The organism is Streptomyces sp. CNT372 (assembly GCF_000377145.1).
Map to the genome: position 1 here is coordinate 480,743 of NZ_KB897781.1, position 16,852 is coordinate 497,594.

A 16,852-nucleotide genomic window follows, 5' to 3' on the forward strand; every position below is an offset into this window, starting at 1 on the left:
GGACGCGCGGGAGGACGGGCAAGCGGCTCAGGCGCGGGCCAGGCGCGGGACCGCGTCGAGCAGGGTGCGGGTGTACGCGTGCCGGGGCGTTCCGATCACGTCCTCGACGGGGCCGGTCTCCACGAGCCGGCCGTGGTGCATGACGGCGACGGCGTCGCAGACGTACCGCACGACGGCGAGGTTGTGCGAGATGAAGAGCATGGTCAGGCCGAGTTCGCCGCGTAGTTCGCGCAGCAGGTTGAGGACGGCTCCCTGGACGGAGACGTCGAGGGCGGAGGTGATTTCGTCGGCGATGAGCAGTTCGGGCCCGGCCGCGAGGGCGCGGGCTATGGCGACGCGCTGGCGTTGGCCGCCGGAGAGTTCGCGGGGGTACTTGCTCGCGTACGCGGCCGGGAGGGAGACCAGTTCGAGGAGCCGGCCGACCTCTGCCTGTCGCTGGGCGCGCGGGACGCGGGTGCCCTCGGCGATGGCGTCGCCGATGCTCATGCGCGGGTTGAGCGAGGAGTACGGGTCCTGGAACACCATCTGGACGCGGCCGGGCGCGACCCCGGTGACCGTGCCCCGGTACGGGGTGAGGCCGGCCACGGCACGGGCGAGGGTGGACTTCCCGGAGCCGGACTCCCCCACGAGCCCGGTGACGGAGCCGGCGGGAACCTCCAGGCTGACGCTGTCGACGGCGGTGAAGGAGCCGTAGCGGACGGTGAGTTCGCTGATGTTCACAGGACCTCCCAGCAGGCCACGGAGTGGGTCTCCGTACGGGCGAGCAGCTTGGGGCGGATGGCGCAGCGGGCGGTGGCGAAGGCGCACCGGTCGGCGAAGGCGCAGCCGTCGCCGACGTCGGCGGGTGCGGGCTGGCGGCCGGGGATGGTGGTGAGGGGGCCCGACCGGTCGGTGTCCATGTCGGGCAGCGAGCCGACGAGGGCGCGGGTGTAGGGGTGGCGGGCGTAGTGGAGGGCGTCGGCGGGGAGTTCCTCGACGATGCGGCCCGCGTACATGACGGCGATCCGGTCGCACAGTTCGCTGACGACGGCGATGTCGTGGGAGATGAACAGGGCGCCCGCCTGCGTCTCGTCGACCGCTTCGCGCAGGACCCGGAGCACTTCGCGCTGGACGGTGACGTCGAGGGCGGTGGTGGGCTCGTCCGCGATGATCAGCCGGGGCGTGTTCATCAGGCCCATGGCGATGACGGCGCGCTGGCGCATGCCGCCGGACAGTTCGTGCGGGTAGCGCTTGGCGACGTCGGCGGGGTGCTTGATGCGGACCCGGTCGAGCCGTTCGACGGCACGGGCCCGTGCCTCGGTGCGGGTGGCTCCGTCGTGCAGGGTGGCCACTTCGGCGAGCTGGCCGCCGACGCGGAGAGCGGGGTTGAGGGAGCTGGTGGGGTCCTGGAAGACCATCGCGAGCGACGACCCGAGCAGCTTGCGGCGCTCGGAGTCGGTCAGGCCGTCGAGGTCCACCCCGCCGAGCCGCATGCGAGCGCTGCCGGCCAGGCCCGGGTAGGGCACGATCTGGCCGATGGCGGCGGCCGTCATGCTCTTGCCGCTGCCCGATTCACCGACCAGGCCGACGATCTCCCCGGCGCGGACGGTCAGGGACACCTGCCGTACGGGGGTGATGCCGCCGGGGAAGGCGACGGTGAGGTCCCGTACCTCCAGGACGGCGTCCGATACGTGCTCGCCCCGGGCGGGGGTCACCTCGGGGGTGACGGGCTTGCCGACCGTTTCGCGGGTGTGGGCGGCGGCCTTGGCGAAGGTGTCGCCGAGGAGCATGAAGCCGAGGCCGGAGAGGCTGACGGCGAGGGCGGGGGCGACGACGACGGACGGGGTGACGTAGACGTGCCCGAAAGCTTCGTTGAGCAGCCGGCCCCAGTCGTACGAGGGTGCCTGGACGCCCATGCCGAGGAAGGACATCGCGGACAGCCCGAGCAGGGCGCCGCCCATGGCCTGGGCGGTGTTGAGGATCAGCGGTTCGGCGATGTTGGGCAGGACGTGCCGGGTGAGGATGCGGTGGCGGGGCACGCGCAGCATGCGGGCCGCGGCGATGTAGTCGGATCCGGCGACGGACGCCGTCATGGTGTGGGTGAGCCGGGCGAAGGTCGGTGCGAGCGCAACGCCGATGCCGAGGACGGCGCCCTGTGCGCCGAGGCCGGCGACGACGGCGGTGAACATGGCGAGCAGGAGGGCAGGGAAGGCCACCAGGAGGTCGACTGCGGCGATGACCGCTCGGCCCGCGCGCCGGGGCAGGATCTGCGGCAGGGTTCCGAGCAGGATGCCCGTGACGGTGCCGATCAGGGTGGCCAGGAAGGCGAGGCCGAGGGTTAGCCGGGTGGCGACCAGGGTCCGGGCGAGGAGGTCACGGCCGAGGGCGTCGGTGCCGAGCAGGTGCGCGGCGGACGCTCCCTGGCTGATCTCCTTCGGGTTCATCCGGGTGGCGGCGTCCTCCCAGATCGGCGGACCGACGATCGCGAGGAGGACCATGAGGGCGACGAGCACGGCGCCCAGCAGGCCGGCGGGGTTTCCCAGCAGACGGCGCATCAGCCCTCCCTGCGGGTGGAGGCGGACGGGGTGGACAGGGTGGACTTGGGGTCGAGGATCCCGAGCAGGATGTCGACGAGGAAGTTGACGACGAGGACGAGCGCGCCGTAGACGAGGACCATGGCCTGCGCCACGGGGTAGTCCTTCTGGGTGATGGCCTCGACAGTGCGCAGGCCGAGACCGGGCCAGGCGAAGACGTTCTCGACCAGGACGCTTCCGGTGATCAGCCCGCTGAGCAGCAGGCCGCCCATGGTCAGGGTCGCGGTGAGGGTGTTCGGCAGCAGGTGGACCGCGTACAGCCGCCAGGCGGGCAGCCGCTTGGCGTGGGCCAGGCGCATGTAGTCGGTGTCGAGTTCGCGCAGGGTCTCGACACGGGCCAGGCGGGCGATCATCGCCGCCGGAGCGATGGCGAGGGCCGTGACCGGCAGGACGAAGGAGGCGGGACCGGTGAGGCCGGCCGGCGGGAGCAGGCCGAGTCCCAGGGAGAGGACGAGCAGCAGCGCCAGGCCGTAGAGGTACTCGGGGATGGCGACAGCGGCGCCGGTGAGGGTGGTGAAGGTGGTCTCGGTGCCGCGTCGGCGTCCGTTGTGCGTACGGACCGCGGCCCACAGACCCAGCGGTACGGCCACGGCGAGGGCGACAAGGGTGGCGAGGACCGCGAGGGCCAGGGTGTTCGGGAGGCCCTGGCTGATGATGTCGGTCACCGGCTGGGAGGAGAAGAACGAGGTGCCGAGGTCGCCGGAGAGCAGTTGCCCGACATAGTCGGTGAACTGGGTGAACAGTGGCTGGTCCAGTCCGAGTTCGCTTCTGCGCTGGTCGACGAGTTCCTTCGGTGCGGTCGGGCCGAGCATCTGGCGCAGCGGGTCGCCGGGGATCAGGTGGATCATCGCGAACGACGCCACGACGAGCACGGCGAGGGAACCGGCCAGCCGGAGCAGCTGCCGGACCAGGAAGCGCGGGGTCAGCCTCTGGGCGCGGCGCGGCGGGGCGGCGGGGGCTGTGGCCGCCTCGTGCGGGATGAGCGCGTCGGATGGGGTGGTCACTTCTGTCCTCCCGTCATCCGGATCGACGTCGGGTCGAAGAGGCCCGACGTGATGCGGAAGGTGGCGTTGTGGGCGGCGATCGTGACGGTCTTGTCGACGACGGGAACGATGTCTCCGCTGTCGATCAGGGCGTGCTCCGACCGCTCCCACAGGGCGCATCCGGCGGCGCCGGGGAGCCTGCTCGCCTCGGCGGTGAGCCGCTCGTAGGTCTTGTTGGTGAGGTGGGCGAAGTTGCCGCCGTCGGGCGTGAAGGGACCGGACAGGGCGCCGAGGAGCTGGGGGGGCAGGGTGACACCGAGCGGGGCCCAGTTCACGTCCCAGTCCTGCGTGACCGCTTCGACTTCGCCATAGGCGGCGTCGGAAACGGCCCGCAGCCGCACGTCGGCGCCGACGTTCTTCCACGACTCGGCCAGGTACTCGGCCGCGGCAGCCATCGTCTCGCCCGAGGACGTGCCGTAGATCATGCGGATGGTGAGCCGCTTGCCCTCCTTCACGCGGAAGCCGTCGGGGCCCCTGCGCCAGCCCGCGGCGTGCAGGGCCGAGCCGGCCGCCTGCGGGTCGAAGACGGGGAGGTGGCCGGTGACGGTGTCGCCGGGGCACGGCTTCGGGTCCATGACCAGACCGGTGGGAGTGCGGCCGGTCCCGCCGGTGGCGATCGCTCCGAGGGAGTCGAAGTCGACGGCCTGGAGCAGGGCCTTGCGGACGGCCGGGTCGCTGCCGGGATGGCCCTTGCCCTGGTGGAAGAAGAACTCCTGCGTGCCGTTGGCCTGGACGGTGGTGGTCACCCCGGGAATGTTGGCGACGCGGGCGCGGTCGGGCCCGGCGAGCTGAGCGCCGTTCAGCTGGTGGGAGAGCAGGAGGTTGGCGGTCGTCGCCTCGCTGCCGACGACCTTGAGGACGACGGAGCCGGGCATGGCGGGGTCGGCGGTGGTCGCCCCGCCCGGCCCCCAGGCGTAGTCGTCGCGCTTGGCGAAGGTGTAGCTCTGGTTGGGCTCGGCGGAGGTCAGCCGGAAGGGGCCCGACCCTGAGGTGCCGCTCTGGAGCAGACCGCGGTCCTTCAGGCCCGGTCCGCAGACGATGAACAGGTAGCGGGTGCTCTGCAGCGTGAAGGCGAACGGCTCCGGCGTCGAGAGGGTCACGGTGCCGGCGGTGTCGTCCGCCTTGGCGGTGAGGCCCTCGGGGACCACGACGCCGTACGCGGGCGACTTGGTGGCCGGATCGGTGATGTGGGCGACGTTCGCGGCGACGGTGCTCGCGGTCACGGGGCTACCGTCGGCGCAGGTGACGCCACGGCGCAGGGTGAAGGTGACGGAGGCGGGCTTGACGTCCCACTTCTCGGCCAGTCCGGAGACGATCCGGCCGTCGGGACCGGCGTGCACCAGGGTGTCGTACGCCAGCGACAGGGCGGTGTACGTGGTGGTGTTCTGGACCTGGGCGGGGTCGAGCAGTCCCGGGTCGCTCTTGATCGCGTAGCTGAAGGCGTCACCGCCGGACGATCCGGCCTGGGCGACGCTGCCGCAGCCGGCCGCCAGCAGTGACACCGCCAGACAGCCGGATATCGCCTTGGCTCTCTTCATCGAGGGCATCGGGGGCTTCATAGGGGGACTCCTTGGGGCGGGAGAGTTGCCCCACAGTCGCGGCTCATGGCCGGAAATGATTCAGTCGGGGCGACGAAAGCGGCCGGGCTTGTTGGGTGTGGGATCCCAAGCCGGGCGACGGCCGCGAAGACACGACGGCCCCGGACCGCGGGCAAGCGGTCCGGGGCGGGGAAGGTCCGTACGGACGGACGGAGGGCATGGGCGGCTCGTTCACGTTCCGGCGCGGAGGTGATCGACGGCGATCCTGGCGGCACGGCCGATCGCCCGGTCCGCGAGGGGCTGCCGCGTGGCCGCGGTCGACGTACGCAGGAAGACGCCCACGGCGTACCGCTTGCCGTCGGGGTACTCGATCACGCCGGCCTCGTTGCGTACGGCGAAGTCGGTGCCGGTCTTGCCTGCGAGCCTCACGCCCGCTTCGGGGAAGCCGGAGACCAGGCGGTGTTGCCAGACCTGTTGGCTCATGATGTCCCGGACTTCGGCGCAGGCGCTCGCCGGACCGGCTTCGTCGCGCCAGATGGCGGCAAGGAGGGCGGTCACCTCGCGGGGTGTGCTCGACGGGCTGCTGCCCGGGGCGCAGGCGCGGAGGGCGAGGAGTCGTTCCTCGGGGATGCCCGCGAGCTGGTCGTCGAGGGAGCGGCCGGGCGCGAGGCCGAGTTCTTGGCGGATGTCGTCGTCCAGGGCGGCGCTGGAGGAGAACCCGAAGCCGGGGAAGCCCAGGCCGTCGAGGGTCGCGCGGACCCGGTCGGGGCCGACGACGTCCAGGAGCAGATCGGTCGCCGCGTTGTCGCTGATCGTCATCATCATGAAGGCCAGGTCGCGGGCGCTCATCTCGACGTCGTACGCGCATCCGTCGGTACCGCTGCCGCCGGCCCGATAGGCGGCCGTGACCGTGTGGCGCCCTGCCGGGTCGAGCTCCCCTGCCGCCGCCTGGCGGGCGTACTCAAGGGCAATGGGGATCTTGAAGACGGAGGCCAGCACGACCTGGGAGTCGGCGCCGTGGCCGAACTCCTCTCCTGTGCCGAGGTCCCGGGCATGGACGTGGCCTTCGACACCGGCCTGGTCGAAGGTGGACGCGAGCACGGTGTGGACCTGCTCGGCTCCGGCCGACTGCGCTGCGGCTGTGGTCATGGCGTCTCCTCGGGTGGGGTGGCAGCCGGCGGGCGGCGCAGGTGGTCGACGGCGGTCCGCGCGGCATGGCCGATCGCGGCGTCGGCGGCCGGGTTACGGCCACCGAGGGCGGGAGTGCGCAGAAAGACCGCGACGGCGTAACGGCCGCCGTCGGGGTACTCGACGACGGCGGCTTCGTTCAGGACTCCCCACAGGGAGCCGTTCTTGGCCGAGACGCGGACGTCGTCGTCGAAGCCCGCGGCGAGGCGGTGGACGGAGAGCTGATGGCTCATCAACTCTCGTACTTCAGCGCACGCTTCGGCGGGTCCGGCCTGGTCGCGCCAGATCGCCGTCAGCATGGAGGTGATCTCCCGTGGCGTACTGGACGCGGACCGGGTGGGGTCGAGCATGGCGAGGCCCTTGATCCGGTCCTCGCTCACCTCGTCGAGCTGGGCGTCGATGTCGCCGCCAGGGTCGAGGCCGAGCTCCGCCCAGACCGGGTCCCACAGCTCGCGGTAGCGCCCGACGGGCAGGCGCGGGCAGCCGAGCTCGGCGGCGACGGCACGTACCCGGTCCGTGCCGAGGATCTCCATGAGCTTGTCGGTGGCCGCGTTGTCGCTCATGGAGAGCATGAAGAACGCGAGGTCGCGAGTGCTCATGGTGACGTCGTGCCGGCAGCTGTCGGTGCCGATGCCGCCGCCCTCGCGATTGGCGGCGGTGATGGTGTGCCGGGCGGCCCGGTCGAGGGCTCCGGTCGCAGCCTGACGGGCGTAGGTGACCGCGACGGCGATCTTGCGGATGGAGGCGACGATGACGGGGACGTCGGCGCGGAAGGCGACCTCGCGGGCACCGCGTTCGCCGTCATCGTCGATGTCCCGGGCGTGGACGAAGCCCTCGACTCCGGCCTCGTTGAAGATCGTCTGTAGAGCCGAGGTCGCCGCATCTGCGGTGGAGGGTGGTGCCATGGGGATCCAATCCTGCGGAAGTCAGCTGATCTTGGGGGTGGCCCGACCGCTGTAGTGGAGGTACGAGGGGCCGCCGGGGCGCTGCTCGAACACCACCGCGTCCCAGATCGAGTCGCCTTCGTCGCGGCCGACGAAGGTCGTCGTGTCGACGGCGACGAGGTCGAGGGTGCGGGAGCGGGCGAGGCCCACGAGGATGCCGGTCGGCTCGGTACGCAGGCGCAGCCGGCCGCTCCCGCCCGCCGTCACGTGGATCCTGCTGCCGGCTCGCTCGTAGACACCGGTGAACGGGTCGACGTCGACATGGACGGGCTGCTCCGGCGGGGCGATGGGGGCGGGTACGTCGATCGCGTGCAGTTCTCGGAAGAGCTCGGTGGCCAGCCGCTGCTGGAACTCGACGCTCCGGCCGCCGTTGATCAGGACGGCGACGACGGTCCCGAGTTCGGGCAGGGCCCAGAGGACGGCGTGCTGGCCGATGGTGTCGCCGGTGTGGGAGACCACCTCGTGACCGTCCCACTCGTCCAGGCACCAGCCGATGCCCCACTGCCGCCCGCCGCAGTGCGGATTGGGCAGCTCGACCTGCGCCTGCCGCAGCGCGGCAGGGTCGGCCAGGAGCACGCCTGGGGTGAGGTGGGCGCGGCCGAAGGTGACCACGTCGGCGGCCCGGGCGCAGATCAGTCCGGCGGGGCCGATCGACCGGGGCAGTCCCCACTGCGGCACCACGCCGCCGTGCTCGTCGTGGCCGACGGCGGCGCCGAAGCGCAGGACGTCCTCCGGCAGTGTCCAGGTGTGGGTGAGGCGGAGCGGGTCGCAGATCTGCTCGCGCAGGGCCTGGTCCCAGACCATGCCGGTGAGCTGCTCGACGACCCGGCCGGCGATGACGAATCCGGAGTTGCAGTACGAGTGGGAGTCTCCGACAGGGAAGGTCTGCTCCAGGTCGGAGCATGCCTCAACGTAGCGCCGCAGGCAGTCGTCGCCGCGGCCGGTGTCCAGGAACAGATCACCGTCGATGCCCGAGGTGTGGGTGAGCAGATGGCGCAGGGTGATCGCGGCGGTGGCGCTGGGGTCGCTCACCCGGAACTCCGGCAGGATCTCCGCGACGGGAGTGTCCAGGGTGACGCGGCCCTGCTCAGCCAGGAGCATCAACTGGGTCGCGGTCCACACCTTGGTGACCGAACCGATCTGGAACAGCGAGTCAGTGCGCACCGGCGCCCCGGTGGTGGTGTTGAGCACGCCCGCGGCGCACTCGTACAGCTCGCCGCCGTACCAGAACGCCAGGCTCGCGCCCGGTACCTCGGAGTCGGCGGCCAGGGCCGCCAGGCGGCCGGCCCAGTGCTCGATGTCGGCCTTCACGCACGTCCTCCGGGTGGCTCGATGCGGCTCCTTGAACTTGGCCGGAAGCGTACGCCCGCATCACCCTCGAATGGTTCGTGCGCGGATACGAAGATGCAGCTCGGAGCTTGGTCCGGCGGACGACTCCGGGGCGGGTCGGCGTTCCTAGGGTGGCGTGCACCGAACGTACGAGGAGACGAGACGACGATGCCGCTGATCGACCGCGACGACTGCGCCCTGGTGATCATCGATGTGCAGACCGATTTCTACCCGCCCGAGCGGCTCGACGTGGACCGGCAGCGGTTCTACGACATGGTGCGGCGCATCGCCTGGATCACGTCCGTGGCCGACCGCCTGGGGATCCCGGTCGTCGTGACCGAGGAGGACCCCGACACCAGCGGCCACACCGTGCCCGAGATCCGCGAGGTACTGCCGGCCAAGGCGGTCACCCTGCCGAAGAACGCCTTCGCCGTATGGAACAACCCCGACATCGCCGCCGCGATCGAGGCCACCGGCCGTACGACCATGATCCTGGTCGGCATCGAGACCGACATCTGCGTGGCCCACTCGGCGATCCAGCTGCACCACGCCGGCAAGCGGGTGGCGGTCGTGGACGACGCCGCCTACTCCCCCGGCCAGGCCCACGACCGGGGCCTGCGACGCCTGGCGGGCCGCGGCATCGAGACGCTCTCCACCAAGGAGCTGTTCTACGACTGGGTCCGCACCATCAAGGACGCGGACGCCTTCCACGACACGCACGCGGACGTGACGGTCCCGCCGGGCGTGCGCCTCTGAACGAGGCGGCTGTCAGTCGAGCCTGGCGGTGGGGCCCGGGCCTTATGCCCCGGTCCCGCCGCCGTTCTGCGTCTGCCCCGGTCCCAGCAGGCGCAGCTGCAGCATCGCGGCGAACCTCGCCGCCGGATCCTCGAGGTCGATCTCGCCGACCTCGGCGACCCGGCGGATGCGGTAGCGGAAGGTGTTGGGGTGGACGAACACGCTCGCTGAGGCGGTGATCACGTCGCCGAAGGCGTCCAGCCATGCCCGGAGCGTCTCCACCAGGTGGGCGTTGTGCTTGGCGTCGTACGCCACGAGGCGGGCGAGCGGGCCGGACAGCTCGTCGCGGTTGGCGACGGCCAGGTCCCGCATCTCGATCAGCAGGGCGTCGACGTACACGTCGGCGATCGAGGCGGCACGCTTTCCGGTCTGGCCGCTGAACAGCACGCGCAGTGCCCGGTCGGCGTTGGCCCGTGAGCGCGGGAGCGCGGCGGGTTCCTCGGCGACCGAGCCGATCCCGATGACGGCTCCGGCCCGTTCGCCTGTGCGTGCCAGGAAGTTGGAGGCCACCTGCAGGGCACGTTCGCGGGCGTGGGAGCTGTCGCCCGGCACGGGGAAGAGGGCGTACGCCACGTCGCCGAGCAGGGCCACGGCGGAACGGGGCTGTACGGCGGTGAGGTGGACGGCCAGGGCGGAGGCCAGGCGCTGCCGCTCGGCCGTGACGTGGGCGTGGTCCTCGTCCCGCTCGGGCGCGAGGCCCATGGCCATGACGAGGGTCGGTTCCTCGACGAGCCCGAGCCGGCCGAGCGCCTCGACCGCCCCGGCCCCGCCTTCGAGCGCGGTGGTGACGAGGTCGGCCCGCAGCCGGTTCTCGGCGTCCGTACCGGCCCGGAAGCGGAGCATGTGGAGGGCCACGAGCTTGGCCGCCTCCAGGAACGCCTTCTCCCGCTCCGGGGTGAGGGGCTTGCGCAGCGCCGCCCATACCGAACCTAGGAACTCGTCACCGGCCCGGACCGCCACCGCCACACGCGGCAGCGCCATCTCCTCGCCGACGGTCGGCGCGGGGACGTGCACCAGGCCCTCGCTGCGGTACAGCTCCTTGAAAACGCCGTGCTCCTCGTGGATCCGCAGATAACGCTCGGGGACCTGGCGGGCCAGGATGCTCTCCACCCGAGGTGTGTCCGCCTCGTCCTGCCGACCGGAGAACGCGAGGATGCGGGAACGGCGGTCCTCGGTGGTGACGGGGGCGTCGAGCAGGGTGGCGATGGCGTTGGCCAGGGCGAAGAGGTCCCCGGATGGCACCCCGCCGAGGGTCTGCTCCTCTCCCTCCCCCACGTCGCCTTCGGCGAGCTGGGTGCGCAGCATCGCCGCGAGCTGGGCCCAAGAGGCTCCGCGGGTCAGGGCGAGCAGCGCGACACCGGTCTCGTTGGCGACCGGTTCGAGCTCGTCGGCGTCGTCGACGGGGCCGCGGACGACCAAGGCAGTGGCGCCGAGCGCGGCGAGGTACCGCAGCAGTCGGCCGATCTCCTCCACGCAGTGCACACCGACGCCGAGCACGATGGCGTGCTCCGGATAGTGCTGCTCGTCGTACGGATCATGGATGCCGACGCCGCCGATCTCGGCGGCCGCGTCGGGGTCGCCGCACAACAGATCGAGGAGGGTGTGGCCGAAGTCCTCGAGCACCCGGCTGAGGCTTCGGGCGGGGTGCGTCGACATGTGCCTGATCATCTCCGCAGGTTAGGACGTGCGCAGCCCTGCGATGTGGTGCCTGCGAACGAGAGTACGTCAGCCTGTTCGTACCAGGGTACGAACGGCTTCGGCGGGATGCCACAGACGGGAGACGGCGGCTTCGGCGAGAGCGTCGGTCGAGTCGACCAGCGGGAGGACGCGAGCGGCCGCCCCGCTGATCAGCGGGATCTCCGTGCAGGCGGCGATCACCGCCTGGGCACCCTGCTCCTTGAGGCTCTCGGCGGCCGAGGCGATCCAGCGCTCGGGCTCGGCGGGGTCCGCACCGCTCTTGACGGCGTGGATCGCGGCGTCCACGTACTGCCCCTGCACGAGGGCCGGTACCTGCACCACGTCGAGCCCGAGCCAGGCGCCGGCCCGCTCGTACAGCCCGGTGAGCCGCGTTCCCCGGGTCGCCAGGACGCCCACCCGCTCGAGCCCTGGCGTGCGGCGGGCCGCCGCCTCAAGCGCGGCCCTGATCATGTCGAGGACCTCGACGCCGGTCGCCTTGGACAGTTGCTCGACGTAGGCGTGCGCGGTGTTGCAGGGAACGGCGATGCAGCTCACTCCCGCGCGCTGAAGCCAGCGGGCACCCTCCACGAGGGCGGGGACCGGGGACGGCCCGTCCCCGAGCAGCGCCGCGGTCCGGTCCGGGACGGCGGGATCGGCCCACATGACGACGGGCAGATGCGCCTGGTCGGAGCCGGCCGGGGTGCGCTCGACGACCCGACGGTAGAAGTCGGCCGTGGCAAGCGGTCCCATCCCGCCGAGGATGCCGAGGACCGGGCGGGTGACGTGACGCATGCGGGCAGCCTTTCGATCCTTCCCGCCGTCGTCCGCGGGGCCTCCCGTGATCGTGGCCCGCTGGGCTGCGCCGGGTGTCGTTGCGCGCTCCAAATGCTCCCGTCCGGATTGGTGCGGGGAACCGGAAGGCCCATCGCCCGAAGTCGGATTCGGCCACGCGGACGAAGCAGACGGGTCATAGCTGTAGTTGGGACCCAACTCCACGATTCAGCCGCCGGTTTCACTGACCACCGGCCCCCTCTCCTCGCCTGCTGATCGTCAACCTGAAGGTCCACCATGCACACGTACGACCCTGCCCTCACCGACCTCGTCCTCGCCGCGCTGCGCGACCGACTCCTGAACCGACCCGCGCTCAACCACCCGTGCGAGGCGGACAAACTCGACCGGGTCCTGGCCGGGCTGATCGGGCCGGAGGGCAACGATCCGGCGGAGGTCCTGCGACTGTGGACCGAGCAGCTGGCCCCCACCACGATCGGTCGACAGCCCCCGCTTCCTCTCTTTCGTCCCCGCCGCTCCGACGCAGGCCGCCGCCCTCTTCGACATGCTCGTCTCGTGCTCCTCCATCCAGGGCGTCTCATGGCTCCTCGCCTCCGGCCCCATCGCCGCAGAGAACCAGGTCCTGCGCCTGCTGGCGGACCTCGCCGAAATGCCGGCCGAAGCCGGCGGGTGCTTCGTCTCGGGCGGTTCGGCCGGGAACCTCTCCGCCCTGGTCACCGCGCGCGATACGGCCCGGCGCCGCCGTGGCCTCGGCCCGTACGACCGCATCCGGTTCGCCGTGTCCGACCAGGCGCACTCCTCTGTCGGCAACACCCTGCGCATCATCGGTGCCGAGCCCTTCGTGGTGCCGACCGCGGACCACCGTCTGACCGGCCCCGCCCTCCGTGCCGCCCTCCTCGCCGATGCCGACCCGTCGGACATCATCGGGGTGGCCGCCACCGCCGGCACGACCAACGCCGGAATCATCGATGACCTCGCCGGGATCGCTGCGGTGGCTCGGGACTTCGACCTGTGGCTCCATGTGGACGGCGCGTACGGCGGCGCCGGCCTCCTCGCCCCGAGCGTCCGGCACCGCTACCGCGGAATCGAACACGCCGACTCCCTCGTCATCGACCCCCACAAGTGGCTGTTCGCCCCCTTCGACTGCGCCGCCCTCCTCTACCGAGAACCGCGCCTGGCCAGGGCGGCCCACACCCAGGACGCCTCCTACCTCGACGCCCTGCACACCGACGACGACACCCAGTGGAACCCCAGCGACTACGCCCACCACCTCAGCCGCCGTGCTCGCGGCCTCCCTCTGTGGTTCTCCCTCGCCGTCCACGGCACCCGCGCCTACAGCGAGGCCATAGAGCAGGCCCTCACCCTGGCCCGCGATACCGCCGCACTCATCCGGAACACCCCGTACCTCGAACTCATCCGTGAACCCGAGCTGTCCGCCGTGCTCTTCCGCCGGATCGGCTGGACCGCCGAGGACTACGCGGAATGGTCCGCCCGCCTCCTCGCCGGCCAGACCGCCTTCGTCGCACCGACCGGCTGGGAAGGCGAGCCCGTCGCCCGGTTCGCCTTCCTCCACCCGGATACCACCCTGGAAATCGTCGAGGAAATAGTGGGGACCATGGCTTGAGCTTCCTCTGGCACCTCAACGGGAAGCCCACATCGGCCGCTCCTTCGAACGAATCCCCCGGGAAGCACCAACCGATTACCACCAAGGCTGACAGCATCTGCCCCGTAAATGCCAATCACGCGAAGGGCGGGCCATTGGAGCGGCAGGTCAATGAGCGGCAACTCCCGGTGTTGCAGTGGGTAGAAGGCGGGTGCCCTGCCGGTGTTTGGGAGACCAGCTCCTACAAGACCACCTGTCAGGCGCTGCAGAACCGGGGCCTGGTCACGGTCTCCCGGAAGGCCGGGCAGTGGAGCGTCGCCCTGACGAGTGCAGGCCAGCACTACCTGACGCACGGCACGTCCCCTCCCCGCGGGTCACGCCCGCGGAAGACCGAGGCCGCCGCTCCACTACCCCAGTCCACGCGAGCGCAGGAGACTCCGGCCGCCGGTCGGAAGCCGAGCCCTCCATCACAGCCTCGCGTGACGTTCACGGAGCAGCTGCTGCAAGAGCTCGCGGAGGCCGGCGGCAGGATCGTCAAGAGCGGCAGCGGTCCGGACTTGGAGAAGTGGCCGTCCCGCGTCGCCGCGGCACGCAGGTCCGGAAGGGTCCCGGAGACGAAAGAGCTGTACGGGGGCTGGTGCCATGGCGGGTACGAAATCAAGCCCGTCGACATCCCCGCCTGGCGCCTCGCCGTCCTCGAACCCGTCCCCGTTCCCTCCCGGCTCACGCGGCCGCACACCGTGGTCCGGGCCATGCAGAACGAACAACAGCCCCTGGGCCTCACGAAGCCCGTCCAAGGACGTGCCCTCCGGCTCGTCCAGGCGCTGATCACCGCTGCCGAGGCCGATGGACATTCCAGCTCGGCAGGACAGACCGGCTTCGCACCCCCGTCTCATCGCCGCCGCAGGGCATCTCCCCACTTCACCATCACCGCACAGGGCCAGGCCGTGGGGTTCCTTGCCCTCCAGGAGCAAGACCGGACCGAGCACGTCGCCACCGAGAAGGAACTCGCCGCGGCCAAGAAGGACTCCTGGGTCAGGATCCCCCGCTTCGACTACACCCCGTCCGAGCGTCTCCGCTTCGTCCTCAGCGGCGGCCAACCGCACCGGGCGAGCGAATGGGCCGACACCCCTGGCCGCCCCCTCGAAGACCAGCTCGCCGAGATCGCGCAAGAAGTCACCCTCCGCGGCGAAGCGGCCGAACGCAGACGCCTGGACGAGATCGAAGCGGCACGCCAGAAGCGCATCCGCTGGGAAACCGCCATGGAAGAAGCCCGAATCCGGTATGCCGAGGCATACCGCGTCAGGCACTTCGAGGCGCAGGAAGCGACATGGCGCCACGCCACCCGACTGACGGAGTACGTGAGCGCCGTACGCACCCGGGTCGAGGCCATGCCCCCAGGCCAGACCCGGACCGAAGCCGAAGCCTGGCTCGACTGGGCAGCAGCCCGCGTCGAGCGCCTCGACCCACTGAACACACCGCCGCGGCTACCCGACATTCCCGAGCCGCGCCCCGACGACCTGAAGCCCTTCCTCGGGCACTGGAGCCCCTACGGCCCCACCTTCCAAGCGCCTCTCCGCCACACGGCCGGCCCGCCGAAATACGGCGGCAGCGCGCCTGCCGCCGCAATCAGCGGCGCCGGATCCCAGCCGAATTCTCTTCAAGCTCCCGCAAAAACAGCCCCCCGGAGCGCGCCTCCCAGCCAACGTGACCTGCACGATCAGCTGGGTGACGCCCCGTCAGAACGAGCGTCATTTGAGCGTCACGAGCGCCATTTCAGCGACAAGATATCGCCCGTAACGCCCACAACGCACATAATGCGCACGCACAAAACCGCAGGTCAGAAGCCCTTTGCGGCCGGCTCAAGGATCGCGACGCACTCCACGTGGTGGGTCATCGGAAACAGGTCGAACGCCCGCAGCGTCCGCGGCCGGTAGCCCGACTCGCGGAAGTACGCCAGGTCGCGGGCCAGTGCCGCCGGGTCGCAGGCCACGTAGGCGATGCGGCGGGCGCCGAGGCCCGCGAGGTGGCGGACGGTCTGCTTGCCGGCGCCCGCGCGGGGCGGGTCCAGGACGATGATGTCCACGTCCGTGATGCCCGTGCGCGGCAGGGCGGACTCCACCTTGCCCTGTTCGATGCGGACGCGGTCGAAGTGCTGGAGGTTGTGCCGGGCGTCCTCCACCGCGCGCTTGCCCGACTCGATGCCGAGGACCGCGCCCTTCTCGCCCACCCGGTCGGCGATCGCGCCCGCGAAGAGGCCGACGCCGCAGTAGAGGTCGAGGGCCATGTCGCCCTTGCGCGGCAGCAGGCCCTGCATCACGGCCTGGACCAGCAGGTCCGCCGCCTGCGGGTGGACCTGCCAGAAGCCGCCCATGCCCACCCGGTAGGTGCGGTCGTCCGCCCGCTCGCGGACGAAGGCGCGGCCGTGCACCCGGTGCACCGAGCCGTCGCGCTCCTCGACCCGCAGGACGGACACCGGCTTGTCGAGCTCGACCAGCGGCAGCCGGCCGCCGGGACGCGGGGTCAGGACGACCTGGCGGTCGTGCGAGCCGGTCGCCGCGATCGCCTCCACCGACGCCATCTGCGGCCAGTCCTGCTTCTCGATGCCCAGCTCCGAGACGCCCGGTGCCGCGATCATGCAGTGGTCGACGGGCTGGACCTCGTGCGAGCGGTGCTTGCGCAGGCCCGCCCGGCCCTCCGCGTCGATCGCGTACTGGACGCGGGTGCGCCAGGCCGGGACCTCGCCGGCCGGGACCTTGTCGCCCGGCGCGGGCATGACGGTGCCGTCCCAGCCCGCCTCCTCCGGGGTGAGGCCCGCGAGGCGCTGGAGCTGCTCCGCGATCACCTCGCCCTTGAAGCGGCGTTGCGCGCCCGGCTTGGCGTGCTGCCAGTCGCAGCCGCCGCACTTGCCCGGTCCGGAGAACGGGCAGGGCGCCTCGACGCGGTCCTTGGAGGCGTCGAGGACGGTCACCGCGTCGGCGCGCAGGAAGCGGGAGTCCTGCTCGCCCTCGGTGACGCGGGCGACGACCCGCTCCCCCGGCAGCGCGTGGCGGACGAAGAGCACACGGCCGCCGTCCGTGCGGGCGATGCAGTGGCCGCCGTGGGCAACGGGGCCGACCTCGACCTCGTACTCCTCCCCGACCAGCGACGTCTCGGGTGCGTTCGGCATGAGGGGGTGGCTCCAGAGTTCGGGGGAGGGAAGGTGCGGGGTGCGGCGGGGTCGCGGGGGCGGATACCGCCGTCGCGACAACGACCCACCAGTCTACGGCCGCGCGGACGTGTCCGGGACCGCCCACCGGAACGGTCGCGTCCGGCGCCCGGGATTGCCCACCGGAACGGGCGCGTCCAGTGCCCGGGACCGCCCGCCGGGCCG

General features: G+C 71.6%; 13 protein-coding genes. 3 read left to right on the forward strand and 10 right to left on the reverse strand.

What is annotated here, in order from left to right; genetic code table 11:
- Nucleotides 1–27: 27 nt before the first annotated feature.
- From C593_RS0114980 to C593_RS0115010, 7 genes are all read right to left on the reverse strand, one after another.
- The gene (locus C593_RS0114980) at nt 28–720 is read right to left on the reverse strand and encodes an ATP-binding cassette domain-containing protein (RefSeq protein WP_018848113.1); all 693 of its coding nucleotides are present in this window, start codon (nt 718–720) and stop codon (nt 28–30) included.
- Nucleotides 717–2,534, reverse strand: coding sequence for a dipeptide/oligopeptide/nickel ABC transporter permease/ATP-binding protein (locus C593_RS0114985; protein ID WP_018848114.1), 1,818 nt, complete (start codon nt 2,532–2,534; stop codon nt 717–719). Before C593_RS0114985 ends, C593_RS0114980 begins: the two co-directional genes overlap by 4 nt.
- A complete protein-coding gene (locus tag C593_RS0114990; protein WP_018848115.1) occupies nt 2,534–3,577 on the reverse strand; it encodes an ABC transporter permease in 1,044 nt (347 codons plus the stop codon). Before C593_RS0114990 ends, C593_RS0114985 begins: the two co-directional genes overlap by 1 nt.
- The gene (locus C593_RS0114995; protein ID WP_018848116.1) at nt 3,574–5,175 is read right to left on the reverse strand and encodes an ABC transporter substrate-binding protein; all 1,602 of its coding nucleotides are present in this window, start codon (nt 5,173–5,175) and stop codon (nt 3,574–3,576) included. The genes C593_RS0114990 and C593_RS0114995 overlap by 4 nt, the downstream gene beginning before the upstream one ends.
- A gap of 210 nt (nt 5,176–5,385) precedes the next feature.
- The gene (locus tag C593_RS0115000; RefSeq protein ID WP_018848117.1) at nt 5,386–6,303 is read right to left on the reverse strand and encodes a serine hydrolase; all 918 of its coding nucleotides are present in this window, start codon (nt 6,301–6,303) and stop codon (nt 5,386–5,388) included.
- Entirely contained in the window at nt 6,300–7,247 is a 948-nt protein-coding gene (locus C593_RS0115005; protein WP_018848118.1) for a serine hydrolase, read from the reverse strand. The genes C593_RS0115000 and C593_RS0115005 overlap by 4 nt, the downstream gene beginning before the upstream one ends.
- Before the next feature lie 21 nt (nt 7,248–7,268).
- A complete protein-coding gene (locus C593_RS0115010) occupies nt 7,269–8,597 on the reverse strand; it encodes a serine hydrolase domain-containing protein (protein ID WP_018848119.1) in 1,329 nt (442 codons plus the stop codon).
- Nucleotides 8,598–8,783: 186 nt separating this feature from the next.
- On the opposite strand from C593_RS0115010, the gene C593_RS0115015 reads away from it, so the two are divergent.
- Nucleotides 8,784–9,371, forward strand: coding sequence for an isochorismatase family protein (locus C593_RS0115015; RefSeq protein ID WP_018848120.1), 588 nt, complete (start codon nt 8,784–8,786; stop codon nt 9,369–9,371).
- A gap of 42 nt (nt 9,372–9,413) precedes the next feature.
- Here the strand turns inward: C593_RS0115015 and C593_RS0115020 are convergent, their stop codons facing one another.
- On the reverse strand, nt 9,414–11,066 hold the full coding sequence (locus C593_RS0115020) for a helix-turn-helix domain-containing protein (protein ID WP_018848121.1): 1,653 nt from the start codon (nt 11,064–11,066) through the stop codon (nt 9,414–9,416).
- A 69-nt stretch (nt 11,067–11,135) separates the two neighbouring features.
- A complete protein-coding gene (gene cuyB, locus C593_RS0115025) occupies nt 11,136–11,879 on the reverse strand; it encodes a cysteate racemase (protein WP_018848122.1) in 744 nt (247 codons plus the stop codon).
- 421 nt (nt 11,880–12,300) lie between these two features.
- Between cuyB and C593_RS29750 the strand changes: the two genes are divergently transcribed.
- On the forward strand, nt 12,301–13,500 hold the full coding sequence (locus tag C593_RS29750) for a pyridoxal phosphate-dependent decarboxylase family protein (RefSeq protein WP_486591135.1): 1,200 nt from the start codon (nt 12,301–12,303) through the stop codon (nt 13,498–13,500).
- A 458-nt stretch (nt 13,501–13,958) separates the two neighbouring features.
- Nucleotides 13,959–15,416 (forward strand): hypothetical protein, encoded by a 1,458-nt coding sequence (locus C593_RS33775; protein ID WP_486591132.1) that lies wholly within the window; start codon nt 13,959–13,961, stop codon nt 15,414–15,416.
- Here C593_RS33775 and C593_RS0115040 read toward each other — a convergent pair.
- The gene (locus tag C593_RS0115040) at nt 15,320–16,648 is read right to left on the reverse strand and encodes a class I SAM-dependent RNA methyltransferase (RefSeq protein WP_018848126.1); all 1,329 of its coding nucleotides are present in this window, start codon (nt 16,646–16,648) and stop codon (nt 15,320–15,322) included. The genes C593_RS33775 and C593_RS0115040 overlap by 97 nt on opposite strands.
- Between the last annotated feature and the right edge of the window lie 204 nt (nt 16,649–16,852).